This window comes from Microbacterium hydrocarbonoxydans, assembly GCF_023715885.1.
GTDB classification, from domain to species: domain Bacteria; phylum Actinomycetota; class Actinomycetes; order Actinomycetales; family Microbacteriaceae; genus Microbacterium; species Microbacterium hydrocarbonoxydans_C.
In genome coordinates, this window is the sequence record NZ_JAMBOY010000001.1 from 729,650 (window position 1) to 749,642 (window position 19,993).

Here is a 19,993-nt window from a genome sequence, read left to right on the forward strand (position 1 = left end):
GTCGTCACTCGGCGACGAGGTCGTCGACCTTCGCGGCCGCGTTCTTCAGGAAGTCGTCCACGGACTCCTTGCCGAAGATCACCGCCGACGAGTACTCGTCGCGGAACGCCTGCCACGCCTCGACGGAGTTCGGGATGCTGGGCACGTCCGCCGTCTTCTCGGCCTGCTCGGCGAACGCCACGTAGTTCGGGTTCGCGTCGAAGTAGTCGGCGTAGGTGCCGGTCAGGTCGGTGCGCATGGGCATCTGGCCCGTGGCCTCGAGCAGCTGTCCGTCGCTGTCCTCGCTCGTCGAGAACTTCAGGAACTCCCACGCGGTGCCCTGGTTCTCGCAGGCGGTGAACATCGAGACGCTCTTCGAGTCGGCGAACGTCGTCGGGTTCTCCCGGCCGTCGCTGGTCGGCACCGGCATGAAGCCCACGTCGACCGTGTCGGCGTACGAGGGGATGGCCCAGGGTCCGGCGAGCTGCATGGCCGTGGTGCCCGCCGACATCGCGTCGTCGGTCGAGGCCTCATTCGGCGAGAGCTTCTCCTGGTAGAACGTCGACCAGAAGTCGGCGACGGTGCGGCCGGCATCCGAGTCGAACGTGGCCTTGCCGTCTTCGACGAGCATCGTGCCGTCGGTCTCGGCGAGGTACAGCGGGTAGAAGTCGAACCAGGGCTGGTAGAACTCGCTGGTCGGCGCCGGCCAGATCGCGCTCTGCACGCCCGAGGCGACGATCTTCTTCGAGCCATCGATGAACGCGTCGTACGTGTTCATCTGCGGGTTCTCGGGGTCGATGCCCGCGGCCTGGAACAGAGCCTTGTTGTACATGACCATGACGGGGTTCGACTTCCACGGCACCTGGTAGTACGCGCCGTCGGTCGCATACGAGTCGACCTCTCCGCCGCGCTCGGTGATGTAGTCGTCGGCGCCGTCGATCTCGCTGAGGTTCACCAGTCCACCCTGCTTGACCCAGCCCGAGACCGCGGCGGGCGCGACGTTGTAGACGAGACAGGGGGCCGTGCCCGCGGTGATCGCGGCGGTGATGGCCTCCTCCGACGAGGACCCGGCGGGGATCTCCTGCGCGGTGACCTTCTCGTCGGGGTGCTCGGCGTTCCAGGCATCGACGACCGACTGACCCCACTCGACCTCCTGCTCGTTGTTCGAGAGCCAGATCTTGATCGGGCCGGTGCCGTCGGCGGATCCCCCGCCCCCGCCGCCGCCCGCCGAGCACCCGGTGACGACGAGTGCGGTGACGCCGAGCACTGCTGCTGCACGGATCTTCTTCATGGTGTCCTCCTTGACGCGATGTGTTCGGGTGGTGCTGTTGGCTTCGGGCGGGTCAGTCGCCGGTGCTGTCCCGGAAGTGCACGACGGTGCAGTCGACGTCCTCGATCCGGGGATCCGCGCCGAGGATGTCGGCCTGCAGCAGGCGAGCTGCGGCGCGCCCGCGCGCGGCCGGCCCCGACGAGACGCTCGTCAGGGCCGGGGAGAGGTGGGCGGAGAGGTGGTCGTCGTCGAAGCCCGAGATGGCGAGATCGCGCGGGACGTTCAGCCCCTGCGACCGCGCATACGAGAGACCGGCGATGGCCATGGTGTCGTTCGAGTACAGGATCGCGGTCGGCCGGTCGGGCAGCGCGAGCAGCTCGGCGGTGCGCTCGCGGCCGCTGGATGCCGTGAAGTCGCCCTCGCGCAGCAGGCCGTCGTCGCCGATCGCGGCGATGTACGCGTCGGCGCGCACGCGCGAGTGCACGTAGTCGAGCGGCCCGGAGATGTGGGCGATGCGCGTGTGCCCCGCTGCGCGCAGGTGGTCGATGATCTCGGCGACCGGGGCCGCGTCGTCGGTGCGTACGCACGAGAAGCGGCTCGGCTGCTCGTAGGCGCCGACGAGCACGGTGGGTACACGCAGCTCCTCGAGCAGCGGGACGCGCCAGTCGTCGATGCGCAGGTCGAGCAGCAGGGCGCCGTCGGCGCGGCCGTGGCTCAGGGTGCGGTAGGCGCGCTCCTCGGCATCCCGATCCGGCACCACCTGCAGCAGCAGGGCGGTCTCGGTTTCGGCGAGGACCGATTCGACGCCGGCGATGAACGCGGGGAAGAACGAGTCGTTCGCGATGACCTCGGGATCGCGGGCCAGCACGACCGCCACGGCGTTTGCGCGCTGCGTGGCGAGGGCTCGGGCGCTCTGGCTCGGCACCCACTGCAGCTTCTCGACGGCGGCGAGAACCTTCGCCCTTGTGTCGTCGGAGATGGGCCGCTTGCCGCTCAGCGCGTGCGACACGGTGGCCTTGGTGACCCCTGCCTCGCGGGCGACATCGGCGATCGTCGTGCGGCTCATGCCACCTCCTCGTGACTGCATCCGAGTCTCGTGAACCGGTTTGACGAGTGTAAACCGGTTTGACGGCATCCCACAACCCCGAACCACCCCCTTGTTGCCGAGCCACCCCCGCGCGAACGGTTCGCAAAGGGGTGGCTCGGCGATAAAGGGTGGTTCGCGGCTTGGGTGAGGGAGAGGGGAGAGGGGATGCCGCAGCGTCAGGCGAAGCGGACGGTCTGCTGCAGCCTCGTGCGCACGTCGAACAGCTCGTTGCCGCCGATCGGGCGGGCGCCGGGCACGCCCTGCCGCAGCACCATCGCGAGCGCGCTGCGCCGCACAACGACGACCGGCACGCCGCGGCTGGTGCCCAGCGGCGTGACCGCCTGCGCGAGGTCGTCGTCCGGCAGCACGATGATCGCCCCGCCGAACTTCACCCTCGCGGCCTTCGCGACGGCGCGCATCCGGGCGAGGGCGGCGGTGACCGGCGCCCTCGTACCCAGGCTCGGGCCGGTGATCTCGCCGCGTCGGAAGCCGACAACCCCGCCGAAGTCCTCCGACATCACGCCGTAGAGCCCCGAGGGGCTCAGCACGACGTGGTCGAGCTTGTCGTCGGGGTCAGGGCCCGTCGCGACATCGTGCCAGACGGTGTACCCCATCCCGAGGGCGCTCACCGTGCGCGCCGTGGCCTCTTCGGCCAGGGCGTCGGCGAGCATCCGCCGCAGCTCGCGCGGCGCCGAGCGCACGAGGGCGGGGTCGTAGGGGTCGGGCACCTCGACACCGAATCCGGCCCACTCGCGGATCAGCGCCAGGTACCGCTCGCGCCGCCACCCGCCGGGATGTCCGTACGAGCGGGCCTTCGGCCTGGTGTCGGTACGCGTCGCGGCCTGCGGCCGCCATCCCGCCTCCGCCGAATCCGTGGGGACGCCGGGATGCACCCCGCTGCGGCGGTCGTAGGCGGCGCGCAGCTCCGGGGTGCCGACGAGCTCCCACGCGCGCTGCACCTGGATGAAGACCGCCGCGTCGCCGCCCGTGTCGGGGTGCGTCTGCCGCAGTCGCAGGCGGTATGCGCGCCGGAGCTCCTCGTGCGCCACGTCCGGGTCCACGCCGAGGATCTCATAGGCCGAGGCCGAGAGCGGACTGTCGAACATCGCTCTCCTTCCGCGACCGCGGCGTCCAGGATATCCGTCCGGTGCTGTGCGTCGGCCGCGCTCGGCATCCTCGACCGGCGGGCCGGTCGAGCCCCTACTCCGCGGCGTCGCTCCGCAGGTGCGCGATGTGCGCGGCGTGCCGCTCGATGTGGTTCTGCGACTTCCGCACGAAGAGCCACGCGACGATCAGCAGCGCGAACCAGATCGGCGTGACGAGCAGCGCCGTCAACGTGTCGGGCTGCGTCGTGAGAGCCCACAGGATGAACACGAAGAACGCGAGCACCACGAACACCATGAACACGCCGCCCGGCATCCGGAACGTCGACGTCGCCGCCTTCTCCGGACGGGTGCGACGGTAGGCGAGGTAGCTGAACAGGAAGATCGTCCACACGAACATGAAGCACACGGCCGAGACCGTGGTGACCATGTCGAACGCGGTGCCGATGTCCTTGCCCGCGTACAGCAGCACGACGCCCGACAGCAGCAGGATGCAGGAGAGGAAGAGCGCGTTCTGCGGCACTCGGCGCTTCGACAGCCGGCCGAACAGGCGGGGAGCGTCGCCGTCCTTCGCGAGACCGAACACCATGCGCGAGGTCGAGTAGATGCCCGAGTTCGCGCTCGACATGGCCGAGGTGAGCACGACGAGGTTTACGACGGTCGCGGCGATGCCGAGTCCGGCGAGCGCGAACATCGCGATGAAGGGGCTCTCACCGGCGACGTACTCGGTCCACGGCGTGACCGCCATGAGGATCACGAGCGCGCCGACGTAGAACAACAGGATGCGGATCGGGATGGCGTTGATCGCCTTCGGCAGGTTCTTCTCGGGATCCTTCGTCTCGGCGGCGGCGGTGCCGACGAGCTCGACGCCCACGAACGCGAACACCGCGATCTGGAACCCGGCGACGAAGCCCAGGAAGCCGTGCGGGAACATGCCGCCGTGGTTCCACAGGTTAGCGAAGCTCGCGGTGCCCGCCTCGTGCTGGAACCCGGTGACGATCATCACGAGACCCGTGACGATGAGCGCCACGATCGCGACGATCTTGATGAGCGCGAACCAGAACTCCATCTCTCCGAAGGCCGCGACGGTGGGCAGGTTCAGCGCGAGCAGGATGACGACGACCAGCAGCCCCGGGATCCACAGCGGGATGCCGGGGAACAGAGCGTCCGTGTATCCGGCGATCGCGATGACGTCGGCGACGCCGGTGACCACCCAGCAGAACCAGTAGGTCCATCCGGTGAAGAAGCCGGCCCAGGGTCCGAGCAGGTCGCTCGCGAAGTCGCTGAACGACTTGTACTTGAGGTTCGAAAGCAGCAGCTCGCCCATCGCCCGCATGACGAAGAACAGCATGAAGCCGATGATCATGTACACGAAGATCACCGACGGGCCCGCGACCGAGATCGTCTTGCCGCTGCCCATGAAGAGACCGGTGCCGATGGCGCCGCCGATCGCGAGCAGCTGGATGTGGCGGTTGCTCAGCGCTCGCCGCAGATGCTGTTCGTCGGACCCGGTCGCAGTGCCGACTCCGTCGTCGGAGGCTGATCGCTTCGTGGTGCTCATCCCATAGACCGTAGTTGCCGATCGGGGATGGTGTCGTCCCGAATCGATTCGATAAAATGGTGAAGCCCCCGATCCGCCCCCCCAGTCCTGCGAGCCGCTTCCCCATGGCCACCTCCCTCACCACGGGTCGCCCGTGGCGTGTCATCCTCTCGTTCTCGATCCCGCTGCTCATCGGCAACGTGGTGCAGCAGATGTACCAGTTCGCCGATGCCGTCGTGGTCGGACGCCAGCTCGGCGTGCAGTCGCTCGCGGCCGTCGGCGCGACCGGCAGCCTCCTGTTCCTGCTCATCGGCTTCGCCTGGGGCCTGACGAGCGGTTTCGCGATCCCGATCGCGCAGGCGTTCGGAGCGAACGACCCTCCCGGCGTTCGTCGCTCCGTCGCGACCGGAGTCATCCTCACCGGGATCACGAGCGTGGTGCTCACGATCGTGGCGCCGCTCATCTCCCGCCCGCTGCTGGAGCTGCTGCAGACGCCCGCGGAGCTGCTTCCCGAGGCGACGATCTTCACCCAGATCAGCTTCCTCGGCGCGAGCGCCACGATGTTCTTCAACTACCTCTCGGCGATCATCCGTGCGATCGGCGACTCCCGCACGCCGCTCGTGTTCCTCACGGTGTCATGCGCGCTGAACGTCGGCCTGGTCGTGCTCATGGTCGGTCCGCTCGACTGGGGCGTCGGCGGAGCCGCGCTCGCGACCGTCGTGGCGCAGGCCGTCTCGGTCGCGCTGTGCCTCGAGTTCGTGCGCCGCCGGCTGCCGGTGCTGCACCTGCGCGCGGTCGACTGGCGGATCACGCGCGACGATGTCCGCGAGCACCTTCGCCTCGGTCTGCCGATGGGTTTTCAGGCGTCGATCATCGCGATCGGCACCCTGACCGTCCAGGTGGCGCTCAACACGCTCGGCTCCGACGCGGTCGCGGCGTACACGACGGCATCCCGCGTCGACGGCCTCGCGGTCGCGTTCCTCTCGTCGCTGGGTCTCGCCGCCTCGATGTACGCGGCGCAGAACCTCGGCGGTCGGCGTCCCGATCGCATCCGGCGTGGAGTGATCGAGGGCACCTGGATGGCGATCGGCGCGGGTGTGCTGCTCGGCGTCGTCATCATCGCGTTCGGCGCCCCGCTCGTTCGTCTGTTCGTCGGCCACGGTGTCGAAGCAGACGAGGTCGTCGACCTCGCCCACCTCATGCTCATCATCAACGGATGCGGGTACTGGGCGCTCGGCATCCTGTTCGTGCTGCGCGGAGCGCTGCAGGGTCTCGGCCACACGCTCGTCCCGACCGTCACCGGCGTGATCGAACTCGTGATGCGCGTCGGCGCCGCCGTCGTCCTCGGAGCACTGATCGGCTTCGAGGGCGTCGCGCTCAGCAATCCGCTCGCCTGGCTCGGCGCGATCGTGCTGCTCGTTCCGGCCTACCTTCGCGCGCATCGCGATCTCGCGCACATGAAGGTCGACCCGGTCGAGGCGACAGCGACGTCGACCATGGCCATCGTCGGACCCACTGACGGGTCGATGGTGGTGGACGCCGTCGTGACGCAGCCGATCCGCACCGTGCGGGGGTCGCGTTTCGGAAGGCTGACCCGACGTTGAACGGCTCGTCAAGATTGCGCAACATCATCCTGCAGATGGATGCCGCGGCGGGCCCTCCTTCGTACTGTTGGTAGTGCGGAGGGTCCGCTGACGGGGGGTCGTCATGACATCATCGAGGGTTGCGAGCGATCTGGCATCGATTCTGGTGCCGATCGGAGTGGTGGGGGCCGTCTTGGCCGGGTTGTGCGCGCTGGTCGCGGCGATCGCCATCATGCGCGGCGCGGCCGGTCTGGCCGGCGGCGCGGTCGGGGTCTGGATACCCGCCGCGGTGCTGAGCCTGGCCGCGTCGTTCGCGAACCAGTGGACGCCGGTCATCGTCTCGGGCGCGGTGCTCGTCGGTCTGCTCGTCATCGGAGCGGTCGTACGCGGCATCGTCAACGCCGGGGAGCCCGCGCGGTCGACGAGGCGCGCTGCGCGCGTCGCCGCAGTCGTCGCCGGTGCGCCCGCAGCCTCCGCGCCCGCCACGACGTCGCCGCCCTCCACCGGCACGATCCCGGCACTCGCCCGCTGACGCGTCGCACGCAACACAGGAGATCGCCCGCTCTGCAGGAGCGGATGCCGCGTCCTGCAGTGCATGCGATCTCCTGCGCTCAGTGCTTCGGCAGCGCGACCGTTCCCGTGGCGAGCCGCTCCGTCGGCATCCGGTCACGGTTGTAGGTGATGTCGCGGTACCCGTGCGGTGTCGGGCGGCCGTTCTCGTCGAGGCTCACGAACACGATCTTCTCGATGGTCAGGATGCGCTTGCGCGTGATCATGTTGCGGGCCACCGCGCGCATCGTGAGCGAGGTGATGCCGAAGTGCGTCGCCTGCAGCCCGAGCTCGACGAGGTCGCCCTGCACGGCCGAGGCCTCGAACGTGATCTCGGAGATGTGCTTCGTGACCGCGCGGTAATTGCCCAGCTGCACGATCGCGTAGATCGCCGCCTCCTCGTCGATCCACTTCAGCAGGCTTCCTCCGAAGAGGGAGCCGTTGGCGTTCAGGTCCTCCGGGCGCACCCATTTGCGGGTGCGGAAGTTGATGCCGTCCTCCGACCACTGCCACTCGGGTGTCTGCTGCTGCGTCGTCATGGGTCGAAGATAGGAGGCCCGTGAGTCGACGATGTTACGGTGCCTTCTCGGGGGCGTCTCGTCCGGCACGAGCGACGAAGCTGCGCCTCTGCTCACGGCGGATCCGCCCCGGGCGGATTCTCGCGCCGGCCGCGCGCAGGCGACGGATGCTGGGGGCATGACCGAAGACAACCCCATCCCGCAGTTCGGGCCTGAGGCCCGCCGCGCGCTGTTCCACGAGCGGGTGCTCGTGCTCGACGGCGCCCTCGACGACGACAACGGCACGCTGCTCATGACGCAGCTGTTGACCCTGTCGGCCGAGGATCCGACCACCGACATCGCCCTGTGGATCCACTCCCCGGGCGGCTCGGTGCCGTCCATGCTCGCGATCCGCGACCTCATGACCCTGATCCCGAACGACGTCTCGACCCTCGCGCTAGGCCTCGCCTGCAGCGCCGGCCAGTTCCTCCTCTCCGCCGGGGCGAAGGGCAAGCGTCGGGCGTTGCCGCACGCCCGGATCCTGATGCATCAGGGTTCCGCGGGCATCGGCGGATCGGCGGTCGAGATCGAGACCCAGGCCGGCGACCTGCGCCACATGCGCGACACGGTGCTGGGCCTCATCGCCGAAGACACGGGCCAGCCGCCCGAGCGCATCTTCGAGGACTCGCTGCACGACCGCTGGTACACCGCGCAACAGGCGCAGGACTACGGCTTCATCGACGGCATCCTCGATTCCGTCGCCGAGATCATGCCGCGCCGGCGAGCGCGGGTCGGGTTGGGGGTCGGCTCATGAGCAGCTACACGATCCCGAACGTCATCGCGCAGCATCCGCGGGGCGAGCGCGTGATGGACGTGTACTCGCAGCTCCTCGCGGAGCGCGTGATCTACCTCGGCACCGGCATCGACGCGGGGGTCGCGAACGCGCTCATCGCGCAGCTGCTGCACCTCGACGCCGACAGCCCGGACTCGCCCGTGCAGTTCTACATCAACAGCGAGGGCGGCGATCCCGGAGCGGCGCTGGCGATCTACGACACGATGCAGCACATCCGTCCGGGCGTCGCGACGACGTGCGTCGGCCAGGCGATCGGCCCTGCGGCGCTGCTGGTGGCGGCGGGAGCGGCGGGGCAGCGGTCCGCGCTGACGCATGCGCGCATCGTGCTGCACCAGCCGGCCGGGCAGTCGCGCGGCGCGATCCCCGATCTGATCCTCGCGGCGGACGAGGTCGTGCGGGTGCGCTCCGACATGGAATCCATCCTCGCCAGGCACTCCGGGCGCACGGTCCGCGAGCTGCGGGCCGACACCGACCGCGACCGCGTGTTCACGGCAGCCGCCGCCCTCGACTACGGCCTCATCGACACGGTGCTGGGGGAGCGGACCTCCTGAACACGGTCACGCGGCGAGGGCGAACGCGCCGCGGGCGGCGGATACGGCAGCGGATGCCGGAGCAGCCGCCGCCCGCAGCTCGTCGGCCACGGCGCTCGTGAGCTCGATCAGGGAGGTGTCGAGCGCGCCGGCGATCGCGGCGATCATCTCGCTCGACGGCTCCTTGAGTCCGCGTTCGACCTCGGAGAGGTATTGCGGCGAGACGCCGGCACGCTCCGCGGTCTCCGTGAGGGTCTCGGCGCGGTCGTGGCGGCGGCGCCGCAGCTGATCACCGAGCAGGTGACGCCAGAGCGGCTCGGGGTCGGCGGGGCGGGGGGCGCGGGGGAACAAGACGATGTCGGCCATGACTCACGGTATGACGCGGCGCCGCCGCGGATCGACCCGTTCTGCTCAGAGCAGAACGCTCACCGCCCTCCGCCTGTTCACGGTCGGCCGTGCCAGGCGTGAACGCGACCTTGCTACGGTTCTGCGCACCGGGATCGAGCCGAACCGGCTCACCTCGGTTGCCGCACGACTGGGTAAGAGCGAGCGGGGAGCGGCGCGTGGGGTACGCACCGCTCCCCGCGTCCACAGCTCGCCGAACCGCGCAGAGGGAGCGTCGGATGACCATCGACCACGACGGCATCCTCGCGCGGAGACATCATCTCCGGTTCGCTCCTCGGTGGCGATCCGGGCCTGGCTCGTCGATGTCGGACACACCGTACCCGCGGAGGGGCCACTGATCCCCGACGACCGCCGGCACCCCCTCCCCTCGAGTATCACGGGGTGCCCGGGTGCGAGCGCCTTCCACGTCCCCTCCCTCAGGGGGCGGAGGCACTGCCTCGGCCTCGCACGGATGGGGGCGGACCTCCTCGGCTCCGTCCCCATCCGCTCCGCGGCGTCACCAGCGGATCGCGGAGTGGTCGGCGAGGAGATCCGGCGCCGGAGCGCTGATGCCGTCGACGTCGATGCGCGGCACGTCGTCGCTGCCGCGCCACCGCTCGAGTGGAGCGTCGATCGGCCCGAGGTCGGGCTGCGCCGGCGGCGCCGCGACCTCGGAGAACGGGATGCCGACGGGGCCGACACCCGGGGCGAACTCCGCTCCGTCGACGGCGGTCGGCGCGGAGCAGGGCGACAGCGACTGCAGATCGACCGGAGCGGTGCTCGCTCCGTCATTCCCCTCCCAGCAGTTGCCCGACCCCGGGGCCCGAGACCGGGGAGCGAACACGAGATCGACACCGTTGTCGAACAGCGCGTTGCGGGTGATCCGGTTGGACTCGGGTCCGAGGTCCTCGGCCGAGGTGAGGATGACTCCCGCGGTCGGGTTCGCCTGGATCAGGTTCGCGCTCAGCTCGTTCTCGGTGCCTCCGGCGATGCCGACCCCGATGCCGAACGCACCGTCCGCCTGCGCGGGTGTGGCGATCTCGGCGTTCGCGGCGATCACGTTGCCGACGAGGGTCGCGGCTCGCTGGGGCACGTACGCCTCCTGGTAGTCCGACGCGACCGTCGCCCCGACACGGTTGCCGACGAAGCGGTTGCCGGTGACGATGAGACCGCCGCCGGCGTTGGCGATCTCAAAGCCCACCGCGTTGCGCTCGGCGACGTTGCCGCTCACCACGATGCCGCACCGGTCGCACTGGCCCACGTAGATGCCCGAGTCGGCGCCGCCCGACGCGTACGAATCGGAGATGACGCCGTTCGCCGAGTTGAACGCGTAGATGCCGTAGAGCCCGTTGTTCGACGCTGTGACGTGGTCGATGCGGAATCCGTCCAGCAGCGGGAAGTCGCCCGTGTCGATCGTGCGGTAGCCGTCGTGCCCGCCGACGGGGGTGCCGTCGTCGCCCCGCATCCCGGTGACGAGCACACCGTTCTGCGTCGCCCGGCGCACGGTGAGGTTCTGCACGGTCACGCCGGGAGCCGAGACCACCACCCCGTTGCCGCGTCGCATCTCGCCGTCGATGACGACCACGTTGCGGTCCTCGCCGCGCAGGGTGATGCCGGGGGTGTCGATCGCCACGGTCTCCCGATAGACGCCGGGAGCCACGAGAACGGTGTCGCCCTCGTTCGCCGCGGAGACCGCCGCGGAGATCGTCGCCTCATCGGCGGGGACCCGCACGATGGCCGGCGCGGTGACGGGCTGGTCAGCGGGTCGTGCGGCGGTGCAACCGGAGAGCGACACCGCGATCAGCAGAGCGGCGACGAGAACAAGCGAGAGGGCGACGCGGGCGCGCATCGACCCATCCTAGGGAGCGGACGAGGCGGAACCAGTATGAAGCATGACCACCAGGGAGACGGGGTCGACCAGGGCCGACGCGGGATGTCACGGCGAACGCTGCTCGGGTCCGGCGGCGTGGCACTCGGGCTCGCCCTCGCGGCGCCCGGTGCAGCCTCGGGATCGGGTCTCGCCGACGGCGTCCGCGCCTCCGGCGAGCGGCAGGCCGGGGTCGCGCGACCCCGGGTGCCGCAGCCGCACCTGCTGCTCGCCGTGTTCGAGATCGTCGGCGACCCGAGCCCGCTTCTCGCCGCTCTCGGAAGCAGGATCCTCGATGCCGCCGCCGGCGATCACCCCGCTCTCGGCGGCCTCGATCCTGGTGATCTCACCGTCACGGTCGGCGTCGGACCGCGGCTCGTGGCGATGAACCACCCCGGTTCGATCGGGTCGGAGGCCCTGCCGCCGTTCCCGCGCGAGGAGATCGACGACCTGCACCGCGACGGCGATCTGGTGCTGCAGATCTGCGCGACGGACCCGCTGCTGCCCGCCCTGGTGCTGGCTCTGCTCACCGGCTCGCAGCCGCAGCTGCGGGAGCGGTGGCGTCAGCGGGGCATGCGCGGGGGCGCCGTGCCGGTTCGCCGCGGGCACGCCGCCGCCCGCAATCTGCTCGGATTCGTCGATGGCGTCGCCGTTCCGACTTCGCCGGAGGAACTCGACGACTCGGTGTGGATCGACGATGGTCCGGCGGCTGGTGGCACCCTGATGGTCGTCCGTCGCATCGAGATCGACGTCGCCCGCTTCGGCGCGCTGAGCGTGCCCGCACAGGAGGCGGTCATAGGACGACGGCGCGCGAGCGGGGCGCCCCTGTCCGGCGGAGGTCGTGCCGCGGACGTCGACCTGCAGGCGAAGACAGCCGACGGTCGCTATCGCATCCCCGTCGATGCGCATGTGCGTCGCGCACATCCGCGACCCGCGGGGGTGCCGCTCATGCTGCGCCGCTCGTACTCCATGGACGACCCGCTCGGGCTGCTGTTCATCAGCATGCAGAGGGAGCTGTCGACGTTCAGTCGCACGCTGGAGCGGATGTCGGAGTCCGACGCTCTGCTGAGCTTCACTCGCACCACGGCATCCGGCTCCTTCCTCGTCCTGCCCGGATTCGACAAGGCTCGATCGCTCGGCTCGACGCTGTTCGGATCGGGGCGTCGATGAGCACCGCGGGCGGCCGCCGAGGTCGCCGGGCCGCCGCGTTCGCCGTCGCCTTCTGCATCGCCGGCGTCGCTGCGGGCTGCCACGTCGTTCCTTCCGAGCCCTCCGCGTCGCCTGCGGCCTCGCCGCGACCGCTGCGCGTCGAGGAGGCGGACCGGCTGGCGATCGCGCGCTTCCTCGCCTTCCAGGACGGGTGCACGGAGTTCCGAACGCTCGTCGAGGCGGAGGGTGTCGAGGTGTCGTTGCGCGGTCGGGTCGACCACCGAAGCGGAGTGGGACTGGCGTCCGCGACGGCCGACGGCGACACGGCGGTGGTGATGTGGGACGCGGACACCCTCGTCGGCTGGCCGGACGCCGGCGGCGCGGAGTTCCCCACCGCGCCGCCCGCGGAGGCGGGCGGCGCACGTCCCCTGGATCCCTCGGCATCGGCCGTCGACACCGTCCTCCTGCTGCTGACGTCTCTGGCCGCTGACCGCCCCGACAACGCGCAGCTCCTCCGGCAGTCGGACGCACGGTGGCTTCGAGCCGACGAGGTCGCCGGCGAACCCGTCGACGTGTTCGCCGGTCCATCCGACCCCGACCATCCGGAGACGGCCGACACGCAGACCCGCTACTGGGTGGATGCCGAGGGGCGAGTGGTCCGTTTCGAAGCAGGACTCGCGTCGCAGACGGTGGTCATCGACCTCGTGCCACGGCCTGACGTCACGGTCGCTCGGGTACCGGCACTCGACGAGGGGTGAGGCGTGGATTATACCGGAATGCTGGTTTCCCGATGATAACGTTTCTCGCATTTGCTGTGAGCGGGTGTGAACCTGCTCGATCACCGTCCTGGGGAGAACGATGACACCGCGCTATCGACAGCGCCTCCGCACGCCCGTGTTCGCGGGTGTCGCCGCTCTCCTGGTCGTCGCTGCGGCCGTCCAGGCGCCGTTCGTCGCGGTCGCTCCCGCGACGGCTGCCGACGGCTCGATCAGCGGAGCGATCTACCAGGACTTCGACGACGACGGGGTTCGCGACGCCGCCAGCGGAGACTTCGGGGGCGACACCGGTGTAGCCGGCGCCACGGTGACGGCGACCGACTCGCGGGGCGTGGTCGTCGGCACCGCCACGACCGGAGGCGACGGCTCCTACCGTCTCGATGCGCTCGCGGCAGCGACCACGAGCGTGCGAGTGGAATTCGTGCTCCCCGCAGGGTTCCGCTCATCCCGCGTCGGCGCCGACAACGGCAGCACCGTGCAATTCGTGGAGCTGGGGGCGAGCGGTGTCGACGTCGGAGCGACCAGATCGGGCGAGGTGCGTATCGAAGCGGGCGCACCACGGATCGCCGTTCCGAGCCAGCGGTCTCCTCTCACGACCAACACGGCGCAGACCGCGACCACGCCGACGGAGAGTCTTCCCGACCAGCCTGCTCTGTTCGCGGCGCCGTACACCACCACCGGAAGCCCGGCATCGGGCCGCACGGTGCTGGCGCAGCAGCGTCACATCGGAACCGTGTGGGGCACGGCGAACTTCTCGGACTCGCACGTGTTCAGTGCAGCCAGCTACCGTCGCGGCACCGTTCTCGGGCCCGACGGGCTGGGTGCGGTCTACCTCACCGATGCTCGATCGGGCAGTCCGAACGGCTCTCTGTTCGTCCGGATCCCGAACGCCGGTGTCGATCCCCGTGGGAGCATCGACCCCGCGACATACGACTGGTTCCACGACTCTGCGGCATTCAACGCCGTCGGCAAGGTGGGGCTCGGCGACATCGAGATATCCTCCGACCAGCGCACCCTGTACGCCGTCAACCTGAACGACCGCACCCTGTACGCGGTGCCGCTGACCCCGCCGAGTGCTCCCGGCGGCGCCCCGACGGCCGGCACCCCGGTCGCGATACCGATCCCGCTCGGCGCGGCGACGGGCTGCGCGCCCGAGTTCGTGCGCCCGTACGGCCTCGGGGTGCTGCGTGATCGTCTGTACGTCACCCTGACCTGCGTCGGGCCCACCGCCGCCGACCTGCGTGCCCACGTCGTGCCCATGGACGAGGCGAGCAGGCAGTGGGGCGCGCCGGTGCTCAGCGCGCCCCTCGACTTCCCGCGTGGCGCCCGCTATTCGACGAGGCCGGCCGGCTCCGACCCGTACGTGGGATGGCGCGACGCGTGGACCGCCTCGTCCGCGCCGTCGCCCGTGTCGTCGTCCGTGACGTTCGATCAGCGCGGGAACATGATGCTCTCGATCAAAGACCGCACGGCCGACCAGTACGGTGCGGCCCTCGGCAGCACCACCAGCACCGACACGCGCACCTACGGATACATCGGAGCCGGCGATCTGCTGCGCGCATGCCTCGACGCGTCGGGGGCGTATGTGCTCGAGAACGACGGCGTCTGCGGCGGGGCCGTGGGTGTGGGGTCGCAGCCGAACAACTGGGGCCCGGGAGGCGGCAAGTTCTACGAGACATACTTCGTGGGTGGGAACGGCCAGGATTTCCACGGCAACACCGCGCTCGGCTCCGCCCTCCAGATCCCCGGGTACACGTCGGTGATCGCGACAGTGATGGATCCGCTCGCGCTGTTCTCGGACGGGTTACGCACCTTCCGGCACTCCGACGGCGACACGGTGCGGGCGGCCACGCTCAGCTCAGCCGTGACGGAGCCGCGCGGCGGCACCTTCTCGAAGGCCGGTGGGCTCGGCGACCTCACCACGCTCGCGGCCACGGCACCGGTCGAGATCGGAGATCGGGTCTGGCTCGACCTCGACGGAGACGGCGTCCAGGAAGCCGGCGAGGATCCCATTCCCGGCGTGACCGTGCGACTCTTCGATGCCGAGGGCAACGTCGTGGCGTCAGCGGTGACCGATGCCCGGGGCAACTACCTGTTCTCCTCCTCGGCAGGGGCGTCGTCGGGCGCTGCGATCTACTCGCTGCCCTTGACGGCAGACACCGGCTACGAGATCCGGCTCGACAACCCCGCGGATTATGCCGAAGGCGGACCCCTCGACGAGGTGGTGCCGACGGGGACGACGGCCGGCGGTGATGCCGCTGTCGACTCGAACGGCGTGCCCCGAGACGACACCCTGGTCACCGCCGCCGTCCGCACGCCGGCAGCCGGGTCGGCGGATCACACCTTCGACTTCGGCTTCCGCCCGAACTACTCGCTCGGAAACCGCATCTGGTTCGACAGCGGACCGGGCGCGAACACGAACAACGGGCGCTTCGATCCGGGCGAGGACCCGGTCGACGGGGCGACGGTCGAACTCCTCGACGAATCGGGTGCGCCCGTGCTCGATGATGGCGGTCAGCCCCTTCTCGCGATCACCGACGCCGCGGGTTTCTACCGGTTCGACGGGCTCGCGCCCGGAACGTATCGCGTCCGCATCTCGGCGGGGAACTTCTCTGCGGGCGCGGTGCTCGAGGACTGGGTCTCGTCGACGGGCGCCTCCTCCGTGTTCGACGCGACGAGCAACAACGTCGACAAGGGCCAGGATGCCGCCGACCCGGCGACCACCGGGATCGTGTCCGCACCGGTCGTGCTCGGGCCCGGTGTCACCGGCGAGGCCGACGGCGGCGCGACCGGTCCCGGAGCCAACGGTCCGCGGGGTGACCGGTTCGACAATCTCACCGTCGACTTCGGTCTTGTGCAGCTGATCGACCTGACGCTCGACAAGGAGCTCACATCGGGTGCCGGCCCGTACCGCGTGGGCGACGAGGTGACCTTCCGTCTGACACCGAGCAACAACGGCCCGGGCACAGCCGTGTCGGGCTTCACGGTGTCCGATCGCCTCCCCGCGGGTCTCGAGTACGTGTCGGCGACGGGCACGGATTGGTCGCCCGCGACGGTGATCGATCAGGAGGTCACGCTGACCTGGCAGGGTGACGGTCTCGCCGCGACCGAGGGCGCCGAGCCGATCACCGTCACGGCGCGCGTCGCCAGCACCACGGCATCCGACCTCGTCAACGTCGCGGTGGTCGAGCCGTCTTCGGACCAGACGACGCCCGAGACCGTTCCGGTCGGTCGAACCCCCGATCGCTATGAGAACGGCGACCCGGTGCCGACTCCCGAGAACCCGTCGAACAACGACGATCGAGCGGTCATCTCGGTCGCCGCACCCCTGTTGAGCCTTGGCAACCGCCTCTGGTTCGATACCGGCGCAGGAAGCGATACCGACGACGGGCGGTTCGACGACGGCGAGACCCCGGTCGTGGGCGCGCTGGTCGAGCTGCTCGACGCGGACGGCGACCCGGTGCGCGTGGACGGCGCTCCGGTCACCGCGACCACCGACGCGAACGGCTTCTACCGCTTCGACGGACTCGCCCCCGGCCAGTACGTCGTCCGCGTCGCCGCCGAGAACTTCGCCGACGACGGTCCCCTCGCGGCGCAGCTCTCGAGCACGGGCAGCAGCGCCGCGTTCGACGGCGGATCGAACAATGCCGACAAGGGCGTCGACTCGCGCTTCCCGGCCCGCACCGGCATCAGCTCAGCCGTCATCACCCTGGCGCCGGGCGTCACGGGCGACGTCGATGCGAGCGCCACGGGGGCAGGGCAGAACGGCCCCTATGGTGACGCCTTCGACAACCTCTCCGCCGACTTCGGCTTCGTCCCCGCGCTGTCCCTCGGGAACCGGCTGTGGTTCGACAGCGGAACCGGCGCCGGGCAGGCGAACAACGGCGCATACGACGACGGCGAGGCCCCGGTGGTCGGGGCGGTCGTCGAACTCCTCGACGGCGCAGGCGAGGTCGTGCGGGACGCCGACGGTGACCCCGTCACCACCAGCACCGATGGGAACGGCTTCTACCGCTTCGACGGTCTGCCCGCCGGCGACTACCGCGTGCGCGTGGCCGGGTCGAACTTCGAGGGCGACGGGCCGCTCACGTCCTGGTTCTCATCGACGCCCACCTCCACCGACACCTCGGCGAACAACCGCGATAAGGGTGAGAACACGAGCGACCCCTCGGCGACGGGGGTGAGGTCGGGCGTGGTGAGCCTGACCCGCACGAACCCGGTCGATGACGTCGACGCCGGCGCGACGGGCGCGGGCGAGCACGGTCCGAACGGCGATGCCGCCGATCTGCTCACGGTGGACTTCGGCTTCACGCAGGCTTTCGCGGTCGGTGACCGCGTCTGGATCGACGACGACGGCGACGGACGGCAGGACGACGGTGAGGCATCGGTCCCCGGTGTGCTCGTCACCCTGCGCGACGGCTCGGGCGATCCGGTCGCCGACCTCGACGGTCAGCCGGTTCCACCGGTGCGCACGGATGGGGACGGCCGGTACGTCTTCGACAACCTGCCGCCGGGAACATACACGGTGGCGTTCTCCGAGACGCCTGTGGGGTTCCGGTTCACGGCGCCGCGTCAGGGCGACGCTCTCCGCGACTCCGATCCGGACGCGGGCGGCATCACCCCGCCCTTCGAGGTGGGGCCAGGACGCGAGAACACCACGGCGACCGAAGACGCCGACGGCGTCGTGGTCGCGCGGCGCATCGACCGCACGATCGACGCCGGACTCGTACCGGTGCTCGCGATCGGCGACTTCGTCTGGGTCGACTCCGATCGAGACGGCAGGCAGGATCCGACCGAGGTCCCCGTCGCGGGTGTCACCGTGGCGCTCGTCACCCCCGACGGCTCGCCGGCGGTCGATGCCGACGGCGCCCCGGTGCCGTCGGTCAAGACGGATGCGAACGGCCACTACGTGTTCGACAACCTGCGTCAGGGCGACTACAGGGTGCGCTTCACGGATCTGCCGATCGGCTTCATGCCCACGATCCAGTCTGCAGCGGGCGTCGCGACGGCGTCGGACTCCAACCCCGACGCGACCGGTCTCACTCCGGTGTTCACGCTGTCCGGCGCGGGCACCGACGTGCGACCGGTCACCGCGGCGGACGGAACGACTCGTGCCGTGCGGATCGACCCGACGATCGACCTCGGGATCGCGCAGCAGCTCTATGCCGTGTCGGACTTCGTCTGGTTCGACGCCGACCGCGACGGTCGGCAGGATGCCGGAGAGAGACCAGCGCCCGGCGTCACCGTGGCGCTGTTCACTGCGGACGGGGCACCCGCCATCGACTGGCGGGGAATCCCCGTGCCCGTCGTCCAGACCGATGCGACCGGGCGCTACCTGTTCGACGGCCTCCCGCCCGGGGACTACTTCGTGCAGTTCTCCAACGTGCCGCGCGGGTTCGAGTTCACGCGTCAGGGCGCAGGCGGGGCTGATGACTCCAACCCGAACCGCGCCGGGCGCACCCCCGTGTTCACGCTCGGCCCCGGGTCATCCGACATGCGTTTCGTGGCCGGCGCCGATGGCATCCTCGTCGCCTCGTTCATCAACCCGACCATCGACGCCGGTCTCGTGGAGATCGAACCCCCGCTGCCCACCACGGGTGGAGCGGTGCCCTGGATCGTCATCGCCCTCAGCGTCGTCCTGATCGGCGGAGGAGCGGGTCTGCTCGTCATCCGTCGCCGGAGGTCCTGAGGGAGAGCGCGTCGGTGACCCCGGGCAGCAGCTTGGTCGCGATGCGGCCGAGCTGCTCCCGCTCCTCGTCGGTCAGGGGATCGAGCACGAGTTCGCGGATCTGCGTGACGTGCACGGGCGCGGCATCCCGCAGCAGACCCCGCCCCTCCGGGGTGAGGGCGGCCGTGAGCGTGCGCCTGTCGCGTCCGCACGAGGTGCGAGTCACCCAGCCCCTGTCCTCCAGCACGTCGAGAGCATGGCTCAGGCGCGATCTGCTGAGCCCTGCGATCGCGGCGAGGTCGGTCATCGTGATGGCCGCGGCATCCTCCCTCGCGAGCGAGACGAGGATCGCGTAGTACGCGTGCTTGAGCCCGGTCTCCGCCTTGAGAGTGCGGTCGAGCACCTGCGGGAGCAGCTGCACGAGGCGGATCGTCGGCAGCCAGGTCGCCATCTCGGCGTCGTCGAGCTGCCGGTCGCTCATCACGCCGCCGTCAGGTCGATGGTGTGCGAGGTGTGGTCGCGCTTGGCCTCGAGGTAGCGGTGGTTCGCCGTCGTCTCGTGCACGCCGGTGCGCACCTGCTCGACGACGTCGATGCCGAGTGCGGCGAGCTGCGCGGCCTTGTCGGGGTTGTTGCTGAGCAGGCGGATGCGCTCGGCCCCCACCGCTCGGAGCATCTGCGCGGCGACGGTGTAGTCGCGCTCGTCTTCGCCGCGGCCGAGCGCGACGTTCGCCTGATACGTGTCGAGGCCGGAGTCCTGCAGGGCGTAGGCGTCGAGCTTGGCGTACAGGCCGATGCCCCGCCCTTCCTGGCGCAGGTAGAGGAGGAAACCGCCCTCGTCGGCGATGCGCTCCACGGCTTCGCGCAGCTGAGGTCCGCAGTCGCACCGCTCCGAGCCGAAGACGTCGCCGGTGAGGCACTCGCTGTGCGGACGCACGAGCGGCGCATCGCCGCCGTCCGCCGAGCGTTCGAGCGCGCCTCGCCAGTCGCCGAGTCCGAGCAGCAGGTGCTCGCGGCCGTCGGCGAGACCGTCGAAGGTGACCACGTCCGCCGTCGTGGAGTACCCGTCGCCGAAGCGCATCGGCACCCGCACGCGCGTCCGCTCGGTCGCGGTGGAGACGACGGTTGAAGTTTCAATCATGTCGGGTGCAACGCCGAC

General features: G+C 70.2%; 16 protein-coding genes. 7 read left to right on the forward strand and 9 right to left on the reverse strand.

The features are described 5' to 3' along the window. Positions 1–4: 4 nt before the first annotated feature. The 4 genes from M3195_RS03480 to cycA all read right to left on the reverse strand — a co-directional run bounded on the left by M3195_RS03480 (position 5) and on the right by cycA (position 5,000). Positions 5–1,270, reverse strand: coding sequence for an extracellular solute-binding protein (locus tag M3195_RS03480; RefSeq protein WP_251585158.1), 1,266 nt, complete (start codon positions 1,268–1,270; stop codon positions 5–7). A 52-nt stretch (positions 1,271–1,322) separates the two neighbouring features. Beyond that, positions 1,323–2,315: a LacI family DNA-binding transcriptional regulator gene (locus tag M3195_RS03485; RefSeq protein WP_251585159.1), complete on the reverse strand. Its 993-nt coding sequence runs from the start codon at positions 2,313–2,315 to the stop codon at positions 1,323–1,325. 197 nt (positions 2,316–2,512) lie between these two features. Further along, complete coding sequence (locus M3195_RS03490; protein ID WP_251585160.1) at positions 2,513–3,442, reverse strand: J domain-containing protein; 930 nt, start codon at positions 3,440–3,442, stop codon at positions 2,513–2,515. Positions 3,443–3,536: 94 nt separating this feature from the next. Beyond that, entirely contained in the window at positions 3,537–5,000 is a 1,464-nt protein-coding gene (gene cycA, locus M3195_RS03495; protein WP_251585161.1) for a D-serine/D-alanine/glycine transporter, read from the reverse strand. A 104-nt stretch (positions 5,001–5,104) separates the two neighbouring features. Between cycA and M3195_RS03500 the strand changes: the two genes are divergently transcribed. After that, complete coding sequence (locus M3195_RS03500) at positions 5,105–6,583, forward strand: MATE family efflux transporter (protein WP_251585162.1); 1,479 nt, start codon at positions 5,105–5,107, stop codon at positions 6,581–6,583. Between the two features lie 103 nt (positions 6,584–6,686). Further along, positions 6,687–7,094: a hypothetical protein gene (locus tag M3195_RS03505; RefSeq protein ID WP_251585163.1), complete on the forward strand. Its 408-nt coding sequence runs from the start codon at positions 6,687–6,689 to the stop codon at positions 7,092–7,094. A 79-nt stretch (positions 7,095–7,173) separates the two neighbouring features. Here the strand turns inward: M3195_RS03505 and M3195_RS03510 are convergent, their stop codons facing one another. Next, positions 7,174–7,650 (reverse strand): acyl-CoA thioesterase, encoded by a 477-nt coding sequence (locus M3195_RS03510; RefSeq protein ID WP_251585164.1) that lies wholly within the window; start codon positions 7,648–7,650, stop codon positions 7,174–7,176. Between the two features lie 157 nt (positions 7,651–7,807). On the opposite strand from M3195_RS03510, the gene M3195_RS03515 reads away from it, so the two are divergent. Then, a complete protein-coding gene (locus M3195_RS03515; protein ID WP_251585165.1) occupies positions 7,808–8,422 on the forward strand; it encodes a ClpP family protease in 615 nt (204 codons plus the stop codon). Beyond that, positions 8,419–9,012 carry a ClpP family protease gene (locus M3195_RS03520; RefSeq protein ID WP_251585166.1) on the forward strand — a complete coding sequence of 198 codons (594 nt, stop codon included), beginning with the start codon at positions 8,419–8,421 and terminating at the stop codon, positions 9,010–9,012. The genes M3195_RS03515 and M3195_RS03520 overlap by 4 nt, the downstream gene beginning before the upstream one ends. Positions 9,013–9,018: 6 nt before the next feature. On the opposite strand, the gene M3195_RS03525 is transcribed toward M3195_RS03520, so the two are convergent. After that, positions 9,019–9,357, reverse strand: a complete 339-nt coding sequence (locus tag M3195_RS03525; protein WP_251585167.1) for a helix-turn-helix domain-containing protein — start codon at positions 9,355–9,357, stop codon at positions 9,019–9,021. A gap of 535 nt (positions 9,358–9,892) precedes the next feature. Beyond that, a complete protein-coding gene (locus tag M3195_RS03530; protein ID WP_251585168.1) occupies positions 9,893–11,224 on the reverse strand; it encodes a right-handed parallel beta-helix repeat-containing protein in 1,332 nt (443 codons plus the stop codon). Positions 11,225–11,260: 36 nt separating this feature from the next. Between M3195_RS03530 and M3195_RS03535 the strand changes: the two genes are divergently transcribed. From M3195_RS03535 to M3195_RS03545, 3 genes are all read left to right on the forward strand, one after another. Next, positions 11,261–12,412: a Dyp-type peroxidase gene (locus M3195_RS03535; RefSeq protein WP_251585169.1), complete on the forward strand. Its 1,152-nt coding sequence runs from the start codon at positions 11,261–11,263 to the stop codon at positions 12,410–12,412. Next, entirely contained in the window at positions 12,409–13,149 is a 741-nt protein-coding gene (locus M3195_RS03540) for a hypothetical protein (RefSeq protein WP_251585170.1), read from the forward strand. Before M3195_RS03535 ends, M3195_RS03540 begins: the two co-directional genes overlap by 4 nt. Before the next feature lie 100 nt (positions 13,150–13,249). Next, on the forward strand, positions 13,250–18,856 hold the full coding sequence (locus M3195_RS03545; protein WP_251585171.1) for a DUF11 domain-containing protein: 5,607 nt from the start codon (positions 13,250–13,252) through the stop codon (positions 18,854–18,856). Here M3195_RS03545 and M3195_RS03550 read toward each other — a convergent pair. Next, positions 18,834–19,316 (reverse strand): MarR family winged helix-turn-helix transcriptional regulator, encoded by a 483-nt coding sequence (locus tag M3195_RS03550; RefSeq protein ID WP_251585172.1) that lies wholly within the window; start codon positions 19,314–19,316, stop codon positions 18,834–18,836. The genes M3195_RS03545 and M3195_RS03550 overlap by 23 nt on opposite strands. After that, positions 19,316–19,975, reverse strand: a complete 660-nt coding sequence (locus M3195_RS03555; RefSeq protein WP_251585173.1) for a GTP cyclohydrolase II — start codon at positions 19,973–19,975, stop codon at positions 19,316–19,318. Before M3195_RS03555 ends, M3195_RS03550 begins: the two co-directional genes overlap by 1 nt. Positions 19,976–19,993 lie beyond the last annotated feature (18 nt).

Coding starts and splice junctions, on each gene's coding strand:
- M3195_RS03520 (WP_251585166.1), top strand. CDS start 8,419: ATGAGCAGCTACACGATCCCGAACGTCATCGCGCAGCATCCGCGGGGC.
- M3195_RS03490 (WP_251585160.1), bottom strand. CDS start 3,442: ATGTTCGACAGTCCGCTCTCGGCCTCGGCCTATGAGATCCTCGGCGTG.
- M3195_RS03500 (WP_251585162.1), top strand. CDS start 5,105: ATGGCCACCTCCCTCACCACGGGTCGCCCGTGGCGTGTCATCCTCTCG.
- M3195_RS03505 (WP_251585163.1), top strand. CDS start 6,687: ATGACATCATCGAGGGTTGCGAGCGATCTGGCATCGATTCTGGTGCCG.
- M3195_RS03485 (WP_251585159.1), bottom strand. CDS start 2,315: ATGAGCCGCACGACGATCGCCGATGTCGCCCGCGAGGCAGGGGTCACC.
- M3195_RS03545 (WP_251585171.1), top strand. CDS start 13,250: ATGACACCGCGCTATCGACAGCGCCTCCGCACGCCCGTGTTCGCGGGT.
- M3195_RS03510 (WP_251585164.1), bottom strand. CDS start 7,650: ATGACGACGCAGCAGCAGACACCCGAGTGGCAGTGGTCGGAGGACGGC.
- M3195_RS03515 (WP_251585165.1), top strand. CDS start 7,808: ATGACCGAAGACAACCCCATCCCGCAGTTCGGGCCTGAGGCCCGCCGC.
- M3195_RS03550 (WP_251585172.1), bottom strand. CDS start 19,316: ATGAGCGACCGGCAGCTCGACGACGCCGAGATGGCGACCTGGCTGCCG.
- M3195_RS03525 (WP_251585167.1), bottom strand. CDS start 9,357: ATGGCCGACATCGTCTTGTTCCCCCGCGCCCCCCGCCCCGCCGACCCC.
- M3195_RS03480 (WP_251585158.1), bottom strand. CDS start 1,270: ATGAAGAAGATCCGTGCAGCAGCAGTGCTCGGCGTCACCGCACTCGTC.
- M3195_RS03540 (WP_251585170.1), top strand. CDS start 12,409: ATGAGCACCGCGGGCGGCCGCCGAGGTCGCCGGGCCGCCGCGTTCGCC.
- cycA (WP_251585161.1), bottom strand. CDS start 5,000: ATGAGCACCACGAAGCGATCAGCCTCCGACGACGGAGTCGGCACTGCG.
- M3195_RS03555 (WP_251585173.1), bottom strand. CDS start 19,975: ATGATTGAAACTTCAACCGTCGTCTCCACCGCGACCGAGCGGACGCGC.
- M3195_RS03535 (WP_251585169.1), top strand. CDS start 11,261: ATGAAGCATGACCACCAGGGAGACGGGGTCGACCAGGGCCGACGCGGG.
- M3195_RS03530 (WP_251585168.1), bottom strand. CDS start 11,224: ATGCGCGCCCGCGTCGCCCTCTCGCTTGTTCTCGTCGCCGCTCTGCTG.